This is a genomic window from Buttiauxella sp. AC142 (assembly GCF_979253435.1).
In genome coordinates, this window is sequence record NZ_CEEDCH010000001.1 from 4429071 (window position 1) to 4445369 (window position 16299).

13 protein-coding genes are annotated in these 16299 nt (G+C 50.1%); 4 read left to right on the forward strand and 9 right to left on the reverse strand.

The genetic code is table 11. From position 1 onward, the window contains the following. Positions 1-82: 82 nt before the first annotated feature. A complete protein-coding gene (locus tag AC0IWZ_RS20685; RefSeq protein ID WP_471678569.1) occupies positions 83-841 on the reverse strand; it encodes an SDR family NAD(P)-dependent oxidoreductase in 759 nt (252 codons plus the stop codon). Positions 842-960: 119 nt separating this feature from the next. Here AC0IWZ_RS20685 and AC0IWZ_RS20690 point away from each other — a divergent pair, with 119 nt between their 5' ends. The 3 genes from AC0IWZ_RS20690 (at position 961) to AC0IWZ_RS20700 (ending at position 4631) form a co-directional block, all read left to right on the forward strand. Then, positions 961-1860 carry a LysR family transcriptional regulator gene (locus AC0IWZ_RS20690; protein WP_471678568.1) on the forward strand — a complete coding sequence of 300 codons (900 nt, stop codon included), beginning with the start codon at positions 961-963 and terminating at the stop codon, positions 1858-1860. A gap of 55 nt (positions 1861-1915) precedes the next feature. Continuing rightward, the gene (gene yhjD, locus AC0IWZ_RS20695) at positions 1916-2983 is read left to right on the forward strand and encodes an inner membrane protein YhjD (protein WP_471678567.1); all 1068 of its coding nucleotides are present in this window, start codon (positions 1916-1918) and stop codon (positions 2981-2983) included. Between the two features lie 322 nt (positions 2984-3305). Beyond that, complete coding sequence (locus tag AC0IWZ_RS20700) at positions 3306-4631, forward strand: MFS transporter (protein WP_034499607.1); 1326 nt, start codon at positions 3306-3308, stop codon at positions 4629-4631. Positions 4632-4723: 92 nt separating this feature from the next. Here the strand turns inward: AC0IWZ_RS20700 and AC0IWZ_RS20705 are convergent, their stop codons facing one another. Together AC0IWZ_RS20705 and pdeH are read right to left on the reverse strand one after the other, a co-directional pair. Further along, positions 4724-6790 (reverse strand): AsmA family protein, encoded by a 2067-nt coding sequence (locus AC0IWZ_RS20705; RefSeq protein WP_471678566.1) that lies wholly within the window; start codon positions 6788-6790, stop codon positions 4724-4726. Positions 6791-6855: 65 nt separating this feature from the next. Next, positions 6856-7629: a cyclic-guanylate-specific phosphodiesterase gene (gene pdeH, locus AC0IWZ_RS20710; protein ID WP_034499611.1), complete on the reverse strand. Its 774-nt coding sequence runs from the start codon at positions 7627-7629 to the stop codon at positions 6856-6858. Between the two features lie 232 nt (positions 7630-7861). Between pdeH and kdgK the strand changes: the two genes are divergently transcribed. Next, on the forward strand, positions 7862-8794 hold the full coding sequence (gene kdgK / locus AC0IWZ_RS20715; RefSeq protein ID WP_471678565.1) for a 2-dehydro-3-deoxygluconokinase: 933 nt from the start codon (positions 7862-7864) through the stop codon (positions 8792-8794). 94 nt (positions 8795-8888) lie between these two features. Here kdgK and AC0IWZ_RS20720 read toward each other — a convergent pair whose 3' ends face one another. The 6 genes from AC0IWZ_RS20720 to AC0IWZ_RS20745 form a co-directional block, all read right to left on the reverse strand. Further along, positions 8889-10373, reverse strand: a complete 1485-nt coding sequence (locus AC0IWZ_RS20720; RefSeq protein ID WP_034499642.1) for a M16 family metallopeptidase — start codon at positions 10371-10373, stop codon at positions 8889-8891. Between the two features lie 217 nt (positions 10374-10590). Further along, the gene (locus tag AC0IWZ_RS20725) at positions 10591-11877 is read right to left on the reverse strand and encodes a dicarboxylate/amino acid:cation symporter (protein ID WP_115626865.1); all 1287 of its coding nucleotides are present in this window, start codon (positions 11875-11877) and stop codon (positions 10591-10593) included. 163 nt (positions 11878-12040) lie between these two features. Further along, positions 12041-14035, reverse strand: a complete 1995-nt coding sequence (gene hmsP / locus AC0IWZ_RS20730; protein WP_471679109.1) for a biofilm formation regulator HmsP — start codon at positions 14033-14035, stop codon at positions 12041-12043. A 197-nt stretch (positions 14036-14232) separates the two neighbouring features. Then, on the reverse strand, positions 14233-14817 hold the full coding sequence (locus AC0IWZ_RS20735; protein ID WP_471678564.1) for a hypothetical protein: 585 nt from the start codon (positions 14815-14817) through the stop codon (positions 14233-14235). 12 nt (positions 14818-14829) lie between these two features. Then, positions 14830-15591, reverse strand: coding sequence for a DUF2778 domain-containing protein (locus AC0IWZ_RS20740; RefSeq protein WP_471678563.1), 762 nt, complete (start codon positions 15589-15591; stop codon positions 14830-14832). Positions 15592-15686: 95 nt separating this feature from the next. After that, positions 15687-16166, reverse strand: coding sequence for an Hcp family type VI secretion system effector (locus AC0IWZ_RS20745; RefSeq protein WP_471678562.1), 480 nt, complete (start codon positions 16164-16166; stop codon positions 15687-15689). Positions 16167-16299 lie beyond the last annotated feature (133 nt).

The following is a 16299-nucleotide window of genomic DNA, read 5'->3' on the forward strand; positions in this document are numbered from 1 at the left end:
ACGCTGGCGCTTATCCACCCTACGACGACGGTCTTGTAGGCCGGATAAGCGCAGCGTCATCCGGCATCAAACCTGGATATCCTTATAAGAACATGCCACCAGAAACTTCAATGCGCTGCGCGTTCATCCAGCCGCTCTCATCGCTGAGAAGTACAGCAATGGCATTGCCGATATCATCCGGCTGCCCCACGCGCCCCAGCGCAGTTTGCGCCGCAATAGCATTGGCAACCTGTTCGTTGTCGCGCACCACACCACCGCCGAAATCAGTCGCGATGGCACCCGGCGCAATAATGTTTACCGAAATCCCACGCGCTCCGAGCTCTTTGGCCTGGTATTTAGTCAGCACTTCCATTGCGCCTTTCATCGCGGCATAAGCCGCTTTGCCCGGCAACGCAAAACGTGTCAGCCCGGTAGAAACGTTGAGGATTCGCCCGCCGTTTTTAATCAGTGGCAACAGGTGTTGGGTCAGGAAGAATGGCCCCTTCAAATGGATGTTCATTAAATCATCAAATTGTTCTTCTGTTGTTTTTTCGAACAGCGCATCAAGGCCAGTTCCTGCGTTGTTCAATAAATAATCAAAAGAATCGCGTTGCCATACGTCGTGCAGTTGTTGCTTCACTTCCTGAGCAAACGCAGCAAAACCCGCGCTATCGGCGACATTCAATTGAATTGCCACGGCTTTCACGCCAATTAGCTCAATTTCACGAACCACATCCCGCGCTTCTTGCTGCTTGCTGTTGTAAGTCAGAATAATGTTCACGCCACGCGCAGCCAGTTTCAATGCTGCGTTTTTACCTAATCCACGGCTGCCGCCGGTCACTAATGCGATTGTTTGACTCATGATTTGCCCCTTTGATGGCTGTCAGGTGATTGAGGTGAAGCTTATTAGCTGCTACAAGATCAATAAAGAGTGCTGGTTGCGCATCACTGTTTCACTCACAACAACAATGTGGAAATAAAGTGGATAAAATACACGCAATGCAACTGTTCATCAGAGTGGCAGAACTGGAGAGTTTCTCCCGCGCCGCCGATACTCTGGGCCTTCCTAAAGGTAGCGTATCGCGCCAAATTCAGGCGCTAGAAGGCATTCTAGGAACAAGGTTATTACATCGAACGACGCGACGAGTGCAGCTGACACAAGACGGCATGGTGTATTACGAGCGCTGTCGTGACTTGCTGGCGAATATCGACGAGCTGGACGGGCTTTTTTTGCAGGATCCCAAAAGTGTCAGCGGCCGATTACGCGTGGATATGCCCGTTGGCGTGGCTAAAAACCTCGTTATCCCGAGGCTCCCGGCATTTTTGCAGCAATACCCTGGCATTGAACTTGAACTCAGCAGCAGCGATCGCATGGTTGATGTGGTGCGCGAAGGGTTCGACTGCGTGGTGCGCGTCGGGCAGCTCAAAGACTCAGGCCTGGTGGCGCGGCCACTCGGGAAACTCACCTTAATTAACTGCGCCAGCCCGGATTATCTGGCGCGTTTCGGTTATCCGGAAAGCCTTGATGATTTAGCCTCGCACGCCGTCGTGCATTACGCGCTCAATCTCGGCAGCCGCCCGCAGGGGTTTGAAGTATGGCAGGACAAAAATACCCGCTGGATAAAAACGGGTGGCGTGATAACGGTGAACAGCACGGAGACATATCAGGCTGCGTGCCTGGCCGGGCTGGGGATTATTCAGGTGCCACGCATCGGTGTAAAAGACCTGCTTAAGAGTAAAAAACTGGTGGAGATCCTGCCGCAATATCGCGCCGAACCGATGCCCGTTTCGCTGCTTTATCCGCATCGTCGTAACCTTTCGCGTCGCGTTCATTTGTTTATGGAGTGGCTGACGGGATTGGTTAAAGGGTATGTCGATTAGCACCAGGCTATAATTTCGTGAAGAGCTTGTTTTATCTAAAGGAAAAAATAACCTGATGACTACATCGGATAATAGCGAGAAACGCCCAACTGAATCGCTCGATTATGAGCCTGTCGCCAAATTTCAGACGCAACCTAAATCCGAACCTGCCGCGCCTGAGAACCCCGATGAATCGGAGCCGTTGGTCAATATCAAGACAAAAAATGAGACGGTTAATCATACGATTGCCGGTGTCAATAAAGCCGCGAAACGCCCGATGGTCGCACATCTTTTACGTGCCACCGAGCGGTTTAATGACCGCATGGGCAATCAGTTTGGCGCAGCCATCACCTATTTTTCATTCCTGTCTCTGATTCCGATTTTGATGGTAGCGTTCGCCGCCGCCGGTTATATCCTCGCCTCACACCCCACACTGCTCGAAGAGATTTTCGAAAAAATCCTCACCAACGTTAGCGAGCCAACACTTGCCGCCACGCTGAAGAACACCATCAATACTGCGGTGCAACAGCGTACAACCGTTGGCCTGGTCGGCCTGCTGATTGCGCTCTATTCCGGTATTAATTGGATGGGCAATTTGCGTGAAGCTGTGCGTGCTCAGTCGCGGGATAAGTGGGAAAGGAATCCACAAGATCAGGAGAAATTTTGGGTAAAGTATCTGCGTGATTTAGTGTCGCTAATAGGTTTATTGGTCGCGCTGATTGTGACGCTTTCTATCACGTCAGTTGCCGGTTCAGCCCAGGCATTCCTGATCACTCTTTTGCATCTGGACGGTATCGAATGGTTAAAACCGGTTTGGCATTTAGTCGGGTTAGCAATCTCCATTGTTGCTAACTACCTGCTGTTCTTCTGGATTTTCTGGCGTCTTCCGCGCCACCGCCCACGCAAGAAAGCACTGATTCGTGGCACATTGATTGCGGCAATTGGTTTTGAGGTTATCAAAATCATCATGACTTACAGCCTGCCAAAACTGGTCAGTTCACCGTCTGGTGCTGCATTTGGTTCCGTTTTAGGTTTGATGGCGTTCTTCTACTTCTTCGCCCGTCTGACGCTGTTTTGTGCCGCGTGGATAGCCACCGCACAATACAAAGATGACCCGAGAATGCCGGGTAAAACACATAGTTGATCCCCCTCTCCCTCAGGGAGAGGGCTGGGGTGAGGATGGTATGTTTCAATGGCTCGCCCTCATCCCAACCTTCTCCCCCAGGAGAAGGAGAAAGCAACGGCCCAGCACATAAATCCAGCCTGTAACTTTTATTTAACCTAAAAGCAGTTTTATTCACTGAATTTTTAAATATGAGAAGCACGACGTAGACACTTCTCTTCTGGACTAGAAATTATCCTCTTATTGCTCGTTAATCGCACAGCGCGATGAACAAGCGTGCGTTGAAATGCCCTATTTGCTGTGCGTAATATGGCCCTTCGTTCGCTATAAATAAGAAAAATCTATGCAAGCCACCATCGCAAATTCAATCAATACCGAAACAGACGCAACGCCTGTCAACTCACGCGGAAAAGTCGTCGTAGCCTCGCTCGTCGGCACCGCTATCGAATTCTTCGATTTCTATATTTATGCCACTGCAGCGGTTATCGTTTTCCCGCATATCTTCTTCCCGCAGGGCGACCCGACAGCAGCCACGCTACAGTCGCTGGCTACCTTCGCCATTGCCTTTGTGGCTCGCCCGATTGGCTCCGCGTTATTTGGCCACTTTGGCGACCGCGTAGGCCGCAAAGTGACACTGGTGGCATCACTTCTGACGATGGGTGTTTCCACCGTCGTTATCGGCCTGCTGCCGAGCTACGAAAGTATTGGCGTTCTGGCTCCCATGCTGCTCGCATTAGCTCGCTTCGGACAAGGTTTGGGTCTGGGCGGTGAATGGGGTGGCGCGGCATTGCTGGCAACCGAGAACGCACCACCGCGCAAACGTGCGCTGTATGGTTCGTTCCCACAGTTGGGCGCACCCATCGGTTTCTTCTTTGCCAACGGTACCTTCCTGCTGCTTTCCTGGTTGCTGACCGACGAACAGTTCATGAGTTGGGGCTGGCGCGTACCGTTTATTCTCTCGGCAGTGCTGGTGATTATCGGCCTGTATGTGCGTGTTTCGCTGCATGAAACCCCGGTTTTCGCCAAAATTGCCAAAGCCGGTAAACAGGTGAAAGTGCCGATGGGTACGCTGCTGACTAAACACCTGAAAGCGACGATTATCGGCACATTTATCATGCTGGCGACATACACGCTGTTCTACATCATGACCGTTTACTCCATGACGTTCAGCACCGCCGCTGTACCAGTTGGCCTCGGTTTCTCGCGCAACGATGTGCTGTGGATGCTGATGATGGCGGTGATCGGGTTTGGTGTGATGGTGCCTATTGCCGGTTATCTGGCGGATAAGTTTGGCCGCCGTAAATGCATGATTGTGATCACCAGCCTGATGATTGTCTTTGCTCTGGCCGTGTTCCAGCCGCTGTTAGGCTCTGGTAATCCAACTCTGGTGATGGCATTCCTGCTGATTGGTCTGAGCCTGATGGGCTTAACGTTCGGCCCGATGGGGGCATTGCTGCCAGAGCTGTTCCCAACCGAAGTGCGTTATACCGGGGCGTCGTTCTCCTATAACGTGGCCTCGATTCTGGGCGCGTCTGTGGCACCGTATATCGCCACCTGGTTGCAGGCGAATTACGGTTTGTTCTATGTCGGTTTGTATCTGGCGGCGATGTCAGCGATTACGCTGGTTGCGCTGTTAGTGTCGAAAGAGACGCGTCATTTGTCGCTGTAGTTTATTTCCCCTCACCCCGGCCCTCTCCCTCAGGAGAGGGAGAAAACCGAACGATCCCCCTCTCCTGAGGGGAGAGGGTTAGGGTGAGGGTGTTACTTCTTCATCTGCCCCAAAATACGGCTGCACTGATTGTCGCTGCCCTCGGAAGGTGAGATTAGCGCCAACAGTGCGGCGGCTGGCGTGACAAGCGTCGCCAGAGCTGCCGCAACCGCACCGCGCGCAATCAACGGCCCGGCTTTCACACCGGCATCCGGGTTCTTGAACGTACCGCGCACATACAGCGGCGATCGCAGCGTAATGATACGAATCCCCTTGCTCTCTGGATCGATGGTTAAATCGAGCCGCTCACTTTTAAAGTTCGTCGTCCCGGTAACGTTAATCAGCGAATTTTCAGTATCAAAGGCAAAGATACGCGGAGTCGCCACGCCATTACGTAAATCAAGGTTTGCCGCCGCACAGTTAATCCGCACTTCGTCATCACCAAAGATTTGCCCGACGATGTAATTCCCGACGTTTAAACCGACGATTTCCATCAGGTTGCGGCTGATTAGCCCGTCGTTCATCAGCAGTTTCAGGTTGCCATCGCTGCTGCCCAAAAGTTCGGCAATGGAGTTTCCGCGCCCGCGCAACTCCGTATCGCCGTTTAGCTCACCGAGCGTTTTCTGCATCGACTCCACTTTTGGCATCAGTTGCTTGAGCTGCAAACGCCGCGCCTGAATATCCGCTCGCCCCTGCATCGGCTTTTTGTCACCTTCGAGATGGATATTGGCGCTGATGGTGCCGTTCGCCATACCGAATTTCAGCGGCTGGAGCCGCAGGTCAGCATTTTTCAAAATCACATGTGTGGATAAATTACTCAGTGGCAGCGTGCCACTGTGTTCGATACGTCCGCCTTTAAAGCGCACGTCGGCATCCATCACGTCCCATTTATCGGTTTCAAAGCGGTCATACGGCAAAACTTTGTCGGCGGGCTGATTCGTTTTCTCGCCCTTAGCCTGCTCAGACTGTTTGCTCTGTTGCGCGCCTTTGCCCGAGTCCACGCCAATTAGCGGGCCTAAATCCGCCAGACGAAGCTGTTTAGACTCGAGATCGCCTTCCAGTTTCGGGCGCGGTTTGCCTTGCGAATAGGTGAGCGAGCCGTGAATGTCGCTGTCGCCAATGCGCCCGTTAAAGTTCTGGTAGCGGAATACCGAGCCTTTTTCGGTGTCGATTTTTGCCAGCAGGTGTCCATCCGTTTCAAACGGCGGCGTGTCCGGCAACAGCACGCCGGTTAAATCATAAAGATTGCCCAGTGAATCGCCGGAAAATTTAAGCTGTAAATCGACGCCGCCCATTTTCATCGGATCGTTTATGGTGCCAATGAACGCCACACGGGAATTGCCGGAATGCACATCTGCCTGCACCGGGAAGGCGGTTTCGCCTTCGCTGCGCAGCGCTAACATTCCGCCAATTTTGCCGCTGCCTTCGAGCGGCGCGCCGTTATAACGGCCTTTCATTTTCAGGCCAAAGACATAATCTGCGGCTTTTGCCGCATCTTTGCCCGTGGGTTTCTTACCATCGACTTCGCTAAACGGCAAGGGTTTGCCCAGCGGGTCGACAAGGATTTCAATATCCGCTTTCGTGACTTTGTCGTTAACCGCGATGCGGCCTTTATCGAACAGAATATTGTCCACTTTGAATGACCAGGCCGACGGCGGCTGGTTGGGATCTTTATTTCCGTCTGAGGCTAAATTAAACGTCCAGTTATTGTTCTTTTCTGAAAGGCGAATAATTCGCGCATCGGGCTGCACGAGCTTAATCCATGGGATATAGACGGTTTTGGTGAGTAACGCGAGCGGGGCCAGTGTCGCGTCAACGCGCGGCAGATGCACCATGGTTACTTCAGGGATTTCAGGTGGGTTGCCGAGAATAATATCTTCGGCATGAACGTGCGGCCAGGGCACCCAACTGCGCCAGCCCGTTTCTTCTTTGTTTCGTTCCCAAACCACGCCTAAATCGCCACGAATAGCGAACGGGCGGTTAAGTTCTGTCGAGACTTTTTGGTTGATGGTCGGTTTGAGCCGATTCCAGTCAAACGTCGCAATCACAATGATTGCCACCACAACCAACAACAATAAAACCCCGACGACACCGCTAACAATTTTTCCAGTTTTAGTCATGCCTTTCACCCTTTCCTGATGTGGCTCGCTTTAACTAAAGATAGTTGAGCGGGGCCAAAACGGCATCAGGAGAGGCGAGTTAGCACATTTTCCAACTGTTCAAAGGGGATGGGGCGAGAAAGAAAATAGCCTTGCGCGGCAAATGCGGGTGATTCTTGTACGTCACGCCATTCCGCCTCCGTCTCCACACCTTCAACAATGACGCCTTTGCAGTAGCGGTTCATCAGTTGCAGCAACATGGTGAATAAATTGCGGCCTTCGTCGCTAGTGCGCAGCATGATGAACAAATCACGGGCAACTTTGATGTAGTCATAACGCATTTCGCTGAGTGCCGAGAAGTTGGCAACGCCTGTACCAAAATCATCAAGCCAGAGCGGGCCAAACTCGTGCATTCCGGCGAGCGTCACGGCTTGCGGTTGGGTGATGTGTTCAACCAGTTCAAAACGCACCCATGGCATTTTATTGATGAGCGCCAGAATGGGCTGATGTAGCTTCATCGCCAGCAGCGTCGGGCCATCCACATTGACCGAGGCCAGAATGTCATAACCGAGGAAAATAGATTCCCATTCGGCCAGCAGATTCAGTTGCTCTTCGATAACCATCAAGCGTGAGCGGCTGGATATGGACGTGAAGTAGCGATCCGGTGGAATACGAATTTCTGGTTCGTCCGGGTGAGTGACCACCGTCAGCAGCTCTATCGCCATTAAATGACCGTCGATTTTATAGATCGGCTGGAAAGTATACTGCCGCTGGCATTGCAGCCAGAACCGCCGTTCCTGCAAACTTTCGACACTCGCTTCAAGCGTATTAAGCCGGTGAGTGATCTGCTTAAACTTCATCATGTACGTCCTGTTTACCTTGATAACTCGGATGGCTCATCGTCAAGTTATCGGCGTGGCGCATGAGAACTTTATGTTCGCTTTCAGTACAACCGCAATGAAGGAGAGTTGCTTCACATCCCTCATAAACTGCCTTAGCTCAAAGTTTTCCGAAACATCGTTTTAAATTGTTTGACTCGTTTTTAGCCGCCCATCAAACTAGCGGTAATTTCATTAATTCAGGTCTACTGCTATGCCAACGCGCAAAATCGCCGTCATCGGTGAATGTATGATTGAACTGTCGCAAAAAGGTGCGGAAGTTAGCCGCGGCTTTGGTGGCGATACCCTTAACACTTCCGTTTATATCGCTCGTCAGGTTAATGCTGACGATCTTGAAGTCCATTACGTTACGGCTCTGGGTGAAGATAACTTCAGCCAACAAATGCTCGACGCGTGGCAGCAAGAAAATGTTCACACCGAACTGACACAGCGCCTGGAGCACCGTCTGCCGGGCCTGTATTACATCGAAACCGACTCAACCGGCGAGCGTACTTTCTATTACTGGCGCAACGAAGCCGCAGCCCGTTTCTGGCTGGAGAGCGACCAGGCGCAGGCGATTTGTTCCGAACTGGCGCAGTTCGACTACTTGTATCTGAGCGGCATTAGCCTGGCGATTCTGAACGCGGCAAGCCGTGAAAAACTGATGGCGCTGCTGACTCAGTGCCGCGCTAATGGCTGCAAAGTTATCTTCGATAACAACTACCGTCCGCGCCTGTGGGCGAGCCGTGAAGAGACGCAACAGGTTTATCAGCAGATGCTGGCCTGCACCGACATCGCCTTCCTGACGCTGGATGACGAAGATTTGCTGTGGGGCGAGAAGCCGGTTGAAGAAGTCATTCACCGTACTCAAGCGGCTGGCGTGCGTGAAGTGGTTATTAAACGTGGCGCGGATTCTTGCCTGGTGGCGATTCAGGGCGAATCAACCTTAGAAGTGCCAGCGGTTAAATTACCGAAAGAAAAAGTCATTGATACCACTGCGGCGGGTGATTCTTTCAGCGCGGGTTATCTGGCGGTGCGTTTGACGGGCGGCAGTGCAGAAGAAGCGGCGAAACGCGGGCATTTGACTGCGAGCACCGTGATTCAGTATCGCGGCGCGATCATTCCTAAAGACGCGATGCCGAAGTAATAACACCCCTCACCCCGGCCCTCTCCCTCTTAGGAGAGGGAGAAAACCGAGCAATTCCCTCTCCTGTGGGAGAGGGTTAGGGTGAGGGCAAATGTTATTGCGCTGGCGGAATATCCGACACGTCCTGCTTAGGTTCATCCGTTAACGGAAGCGCCTTAGACGGAACCATCACTTTATCCCACGTCGCTTGCAGATCCTTCATGTTGTACTCAGGTTCACCTTTCGGTTGCAGCAACACTAACGCCATTTCTTGCGACAATTGCTGGCGCAAATCCTGATTCAACCCGCTCAGAGTCAAGCTGTTGAGGAAGTCCTGGCGCAGCTTCTGGTACTGTTCCGGCGCAATATCTACCACCTGGTTTTGCAACGAACGCAAACGCTGGCCAATTAGCACATCGGTATCAGTCCGCGCGTACGTGGCGAACAGCCCAGCCAGCTCGGCCTTTTTCCGGGTAATCAAAGCATCGAACTCTTCTTGCGACAGCCCTTTATCACGCACGCTCACCAACTCTTTCCCAACCGTCGCCAGATTCGCGTCCAGTTTGGTATTTGGCGATTCCAGGTTGATGCCGCATTGCGCACGCTGATACAGCACGCGGCAATCGAAGCTGAGATTTAAATCCTGGATATTCTGCTTGCTGAGATTTTGCTGCACATGCCAGAACAGCGCCTCACGCGCGAGATCGGCACGCCAGTAACGCAGCAGCGCGGAAGATTCACGAATCGGCGTCCAGGCGTTATCCCACGTCAGCGAAAGCCGGTCCTGACGCACGCTGTCAGTCATTAAACTGACGGGAGTCCGTTTCAGCGGAGAAAGTGTCGCGACCGGTGCAGGCGTTTCACGTTTACCGGTTAAGGTGCCAAACGTTTTATTGATTTGATCGGCAACGCTGCGGCTGTCGACGTTACCCACCACAATCAGCGTCATCGCATCTGGGGTGTACCATTTCTGGTAGAACGCTTTCAGCTGCTCGCTATCGACAGGCTGCTTGAGATCTTCTGCTGGGTCATGGCCCAGCAGCGTGGAGCCTTGCAGACGATAGCGCCACCAGTTGTCTTTGGTGTCCATCGGCCAGGTGGCGACCATATCCTGAGTTTGCAGCCCAACGTTTACCGTTTCTGGGGTAATCGCCATTTTGCCGCTGCTGTCGGAAAGATAAGTCAGGGCTTCTTTGAGTAAATCATTGCGGTTATTTGGCAGGCTGAGATTAAACAGCGTGTAGTCATAGGAGACAATAACCGGTGGCAGTGGACGCTTCGGGTCCACACTTTGCTGCCATAAAGAACGCGCCTGTAAAGGCTGCAAGCTGCCGCTTTGGGTCAGCGCCAGACGTGGTAAAAAGTGGCTGTAGCCGCTCTGCTGGTTGGTCTCTGTCAATGAGCCAGTATTCACCATCAGACGAATTTCAATGCGATCGCTCGGGCGCTGAGGTGTGGCCAGGACTTGCCATTGAAAACCATTGGCAAGCGTACCTTGCTGCCAGGCTGGATCGGGCTGAAGTGCTTCTGCCTGCACATTACTGGCGGCGGCGACCAACAGCAATCCGCCAGCTAAGAGTCGAATTTTGGTGCCCTGCATGTTAACCCCTGGAAAACAATCCTGATTAAAAAGTGTAATGGCGACATAGCATTACGCAATATAGCCACCACAGGCGACGTATCACCACTCCGTTTGACCGCAACTTCGCGAAAACGTCACTTTAAAAATGAAAAAAACGCCAAAGAAAATGGCACAAGGGTCAATTATGCGCAGTAGCCCACAGCAAGGGCAAGTCGCTGTGGGCAATTGGAAGGGATTAAGAAGAGACTTCGCTCACTTTTTTCGCGGAATGTGGATTATTCAGGGTTTCGGTCAGCTGTTTTTCATCCAACTGCTTCACCCATTTCGCCACAACGACAGTCGCCACGCCGTTACCGACCAGGTTGGTCAGCGCACGTGCTTCAGACATAAAGCGGTCGATACCGAGAATCAGCGCAAGCCCTGCAACCGGTAAATGCCCCACCGCCGAGATAGTCGCTGCCAACACGATGAAGCCGCTTCCGGTTACGCCCGCCGCCCCTTTAGAGGAGAGCAGCAACACCACCAGCAACGTGATTTGATGGAAGATATCCATATGGCTGTTGGTGGCCTGCGCGATAAACACCGCCGCCATCGTCAGGTAAATGGAGGTGCCATCGAGGTTGAACGAATAACCCGTCGGGATCACCAGTCCGACCACCGATTTGCGGCAGCCCAACTTTTCCATTTTATCGAGCATTCTTGGCAGTGCGGACTCAGAAGAAGAAGTGCCCAGCACAATCAGCAGTTCTTCTTTGATGTAGCGAATGAATTTGAAGATGCTGAAACCCGTCACCTTCGCGATAGAACCCAGCACCAGCACGACAAACAAAATACAGGTGATGTAGAAGCAGATGATTAACTGGCCGAGCTGAACCAGCGAGCCGACACCGTACTTGCCGATGGTAAACGCCATGGCACCGAAAGCACCAATTGGCGCGAGGCGCATGATCATATTGATGATGCCGAAAATGACCTGCGAGAAGCTTTCAATGACGTTGAAAATCAACTGGCCTTTGTGGCCCAGGCGGTGCAGTGCAAAACCAAACAGAACCGCGAACAGCAGCACTTGCAGAATGTTGCCGCTGGCAAATGCGCCAATCACGCTGCCCGGAATCACATCGAGCAAGAATGCGACCACGCCCTGTTGTTGCGCCTGTTCGGCATATATCGCCACCGCTTTAGCATCAAGCGTTGCCGGGTCAACGTTCATCCCCGCACCAGGCTGAACGACGTTAACCACAATCAGGCCGATGATAAGCGCAATGGTGCTGACAACTTCAAAGTAAAGCAGTGCCACCGCACCGGTGCGGCCCACGGCTTTCATGCTTTCCATGCCCGCGATGCCCGTCACAACTGTGCAGAAGATAACCGGGGCGATAATCATTTTAATCAGTTTAACGAACGCATCGCCGAGGGGTTTCATCTGCGCGCCTAACTCTGGGTAATAATGTCCCAGCAAGATACCGATAGCGATTGCCGTCAGAACCTGAAAGTAGAGGCTTTTGAAAAGAGAGAGTTTCATAGGGTGTCCTTGAGAGGTGAAGATTCCGCAAACCTTTCGATCTGCGGCACCAAAAATAACACCCACAAAAACACCCAAAAGTGATACAGCGCTAATTTGTAAACAAAATTGTTAAATTATTGAACTGACTCGCGCCAGCTTAATAACATTTGCAACAAATGATTTACTGCTGAGTGGTCGATAAATATCGCGCATCAAATTCTTTAAGTGTCAGCGCTCTGGAGAATAAATATCCCTGCGCCAGCGTCACGCCTTCGCTTAATAACCAGTCGCATTGCGCCTGGTTCTCAATCCCTTCAGCCACCAGTTTCAGGCCCAGCGTTTTCGCCATACCGATAATCACACCCGCCATTGCGTTGTCGTCGGGCAGGCCGTCAACAAAGCTCTTGTCGAGCTTCAGGACATCGACCGGCAGCGCTTTCAGATGATGCAAATGGCGCAGGCTTGCGTAACCCATGCCAAAATCATCCAGCGCAATTCTGACCCCGGCTTTACGCAGCGGGCGCAAAACACTGATCGCTTTTTTCGGGTCATCAATACGATGGCTTTCAGTGACTTCAAGGATCAACATGCCTGGCTGAATGCGGTAACGCACCAGTAACTCCAGTAGCGACGACCCCATTTCTTCATGCAGCAATTGGTGCGCCGAGATGTTCACACACAGCGGCATGGTGATGCCCTGACTTTGCCAACCCGCCAGCACGCGGCAAGACTCTTCAAGCACCCAGTTGCCAATCGTGAACATCAACCCGCAATCTTCAATACGCGCAATCAAACCCTCTGGCAGCGCCCAGCACCCATCCGGCTGCTGCATGCGCAGTAAAACTTCTGCACTCACCACTTCGCGGGTACGCATATTGACCTGGGGTTGGAGCCAAATCGCAAATTGCTGGTTGTCTAATGCGGTCAGTAAATCGTGCTCCTGCGTCAAATGGCGCTGCGCGATTTCCATCTGTTCCGGGTCAAAGAATTGAATCTGATTTTTACCGTGGCGACGCGCTGAAAATGCGGCCGATACCGCACGACGATACAGCTGTTCTGCCGTCAAACCACCGAGATACATCGCAATTCCGATGCTCGCCGTCGGTTTAAGAGAGATTGACTGAATCGGTAATTTTTCGTTAAGCACCGCGAGAATTTGCTTTGCCAGCGCCATAGCAGCCCAGGCATCTTGCACACCATGCGCGATAATCCCGAAGTCGTTGCCGCTAAGTTGCGCCAGCACCATATTTGGTGGTAGCACGCTTTTGATTTTTTCGACCAGCGTCAGCAACAGCATTTCTCGTTGCTCTTCGTTGAGCACGCCCGCGGCATCCTGCAAGGTTTCGCTGGCAATCACAATCAGCGCACTTTTTTTATCATCCGCCGTAAGCTGTTCGAGCAACGCCAGCAACAGCGCTTTATTGGGCAGCTCTGAAACCACATGACGCGTGCTCATGGCGCTCATTTCATCATGCAAACGCAGCGTCATCTGCTGGTTACGGTTATAGCTGCGCACCAGCATGCCGATTTCATCATCGTGATGCAGCGCGGGTAATTTGAGTTGATGGCTCGCCGCATCGTGCGGGCTAAGGTTGTCTATCTCACGGGCAATATTTCGTATCGGATGCACGATCAAACGGTTAATAGACCAGCTAATAGCAACCGACAAAATCAGCGCCAACAAGAGATAAGTCGTCAGCAATGTTGAAATGGTGCTGATGATGAATTTGTACATCCGCCAGGAATCCGCTTGCAGCACAAGGTAAGCCAGCGGCTGCGGATTTGCCGGGCGCTCCAGGGAATACAACGGCAACGAAATTTGAACCGGCAGCTCAAACAGGCGAGCAATCCACATCGGAATTGGGCGCTCAGGCGCAAAGCTCTGGCGTAATGCCTGGAACTGGTTCGGCAATACCACGTCTGCCCGGCTGATAATGCCGGACGGTTGAATTTGATTCAGGATGGATTCAGCCTGTGGAATATCCGCTTTCAGGATCGCAGCAGACAGCGGAATACGCACCGAATGGGCGATTTTCTCCATCTGGCTGGCTGTATCGTAGCGGCTTTGCTGTACAAAGTGGAAAAGCTGAACCACGATAAAAATGAAAATAAACAGCACGGAAACGGCTGACACCATTGCCATCTGTTTAATCGTTAACGAACGACTGACTCGCAAACTCACTCTCCGCAATGACTGTGCTCTGATAGACATATTGTTGTGCAGGCTGAGTATACTGCATTGTGGTGGGTTTTAGATGTTGTGGCGGCCGAATAGGGGAATTCTGTAAGCAAGATTCTCTGGTGAGTAAGAGGCATGGGGAAACCTCATCCTTCATCGTAACGACAATCGTTGAAAACCCTGACAACACGTTTCTATTCCTGCTCATTTTCAGGTGAAGGATCTCCAGAAAGGGTTTCCCTCAGGGTCTTTGAAATGGCATGACAAATAGAAAGAGGTAAAATGGTATGCACAAATATTAAGAAATCAGCGAATAGAGGATTAAAATCATATGCTCCACCACTATACCAACCGTATTCCTTCTTCATGGTATGATATAAATCATCAAACATAAGGTCCAGAGGTAATAAACACATAAGGATCATAAGTGCTAAAGACATTATACTGACGCTAATAATATAAACAAATGTGTAATAACACGACCGCACAAACAAACGCTTAATTTTAGATTCTTTCTTTTCATTAGCATTAAGAAACTTATTCGCTATATTATTTATAATAATATAAAAAACTGGCGTGAACAAAAAACCATATAAAAAATAACATGCAACACCGAGTTGGAAAAAATCGCAGACCCTATCGAATATATCAGCTTGTTGTTTCCATTTAGTGCACACCCATAGAGTCAAGTCACTAAAATAAAAAACTGTAGAAAGAACACTCAGCATAGAAGTCGTCAAGCCAAAAAACAAAAAAGGAGGTTTTATAATAATTTTCATCAAGACTACGCTCTATTTTATAATGGTAATGGAAACACCCGTTCTTAGATCTGACTCAGATTTATTATGTTGTTCTCTAAATGTCCGAAAATCATCTGCAGCCTGCCCATAGCAGGCATTCTCTCGTAACAATGGATTGCTCACTTTGCCTCCTTGCAATAAATTATTATAATCATCAAGACCTAAAGACTCTGTGAAAAAATTATGTGGATCGGGTAAATTTCCATTTTTATAGTCATCATGGATAGTCGGATTATTTATGACATGAATGTCACCATAAACTTCTAACTTTTGACCAACTGCAAACACTTTAGTTTTCTTCTGGTGTAACAGTGCTCTTCTGACAAATAAAAAATCAGGTACACTATAAAAAGTAATACACCCCTCAGATACTCCACTTCCATCAGCATTTAATGGATGCAGGCAAAAAGCACTTCTTATTTTATTATAAACAGGGAGTTCATTACTCATTGTTTTGTCACTGAATAAACCAAACCAGTCTTGATGATAGGGCGTTTCACCACTTATAAATGTATTTTTCCACAAATCAATAAATGTCGCTCTTGCCCTATTCTTCAAAATCCCTACTGGCCGATCAACGATCCAGTATTTACCCGGAGGGATAGCAGCCCCGCTTTTAAATGAACATTCTGGGATATTAGTATAAGGTTCCTGACCGCTTAATACATCGAACTGGCCTAGCCGACCACAATTGAGTTTTAGTCTCTTACTCTTCACATCTCTTTTTGCATAGTCCATTACAAAATGTAGCATTGCATCCTCTCAATGATGACAACTTACCTTGCCGTGAAATTGCATTTATAAAAATAACTTATGACTACAATTTGAAATATTCATTTTAATGATATTTAATAGACTCGATCACTCCACAAACTATATGCACTGGTTCCTGCGGTGCAATGTTCCCATGTTATGGTTTCATAGGAAAGTGATATTACCTCATTCGGTTGTCCGTTAGGGTCACTTAAATTATTGGGTAGTGTCATATGAATATCGGTCATTCGGGCTTGAGTTAGCTTTATTTTGTAGAACAGTTCATTAATACCAAATTTATTTATCATATAGACGTCGAAATCGCATGTCAAAATCTCGTTCTCAGAAATAGCCTTGCCAAGTAAAGGTGAAGATTTATCAATAGGTTTGGTGATTATAACCGGGTGGTGACAGGCATTTTGATCGCGGGAAATGGCGTGAGTTAATTCATAAATAAGAATCTGATCCAGATGGGAAATTTGTGCTTTATTTCCCACAGAGTCCAGCGACATACAACCCGCAGAGATCTTTCCTTGCTTTTGTCCGATAAGTGTTAAATATGTTAAATTCGCCATGAGTAATATCCTTTATTAATAATGAACAGGCATAAAGGATTTACACACAAAGAGAAGAGCATAACAATTCTGATTTCGGATCGAATATCAATCTTAAGCCCCGCACCCACGAATATAGCGGTGAAGGGCTGAC

Bases quoted from the DNA above. Each gene is read 5' to 3' on its own strand.
- yhjD (WP_471678567.1), top strand. From the start codon at position 1,916: ATGACTACATCGGATAATAGCGAGAAACGCCCAACTGAATCGCTCGAT.
- AC0IWZ_RS20725 (WP_115626865.1), bottom strand. From the start codon at position 11,877: ATGAAACTCTCTCTTTTCAAAAGCCTCTACTTTCAGGTTCTGACGGCA.
- AC0IWZ_RS20740 (WP_471678563.1), bottom strand. From the start codon at position 15,591: ATGCTACATTTTGTAATGGACTATGCAAAAAGAGATGTGAAGAGTAAG.
- AC0IWZ_RS20720 (WP_034499642.1), bottom strand. From the start codon at position 10,373: ATGCAGGGCACCAAAATTCGACTCTTAGCTGGCGGATTGCTGTTGGTC.
- AC0IWZ_RS20745 (WP_471678562.1), bottom strand. From the start codon at position 16,166: ATGGCGAATTTAACATATTTAACACTTATCGGACAAAAGCAAGGAAAG.
- kdgK (WP_471678565.1), top strand. From the start codon at position 7,862: ATGCCAACGCGCAAAATCGCCGTCATCGGTGAATGTATGATTGAACTG.
- AC0IWZ_RS20685 (WP_471678569.1), bottom strand. From the start codon at position 841: ATGAGTCAAACAATCGCATTAGTGACCGGCGGCAGCCGTGGATTAGGT.
- AC0IWZ_RS20735 (WP_471678564.1), bottom strand. From the start codon at position 14,817: ATGAAAATTATTATAAAACCTCCTTTTTTGTTTTTTGGCTTGACGACT.
- AC0IWZ_RS20705 (WP_471678566.1), bottom strand. From the start codon at position 6,790: ATGACTAAAACTGGAAAAATTGTTAGCGGTGTCGTCGGGGTTTTATTG.
- AC0IWZ_RS20700 (WP_034499607.1), top strand. From the start codon at position 3,306: ATGCAAGCCACCATCGCAAATTCAATCAATACCGAAACAGACGCAACG.
- pdeH (WP_034499611.1), bottom strand. From the start codon at position 7,629: ATGAAGTTTAAGCAGATCACTCACCGGCTTAATACGCTTGAAGCGAGT.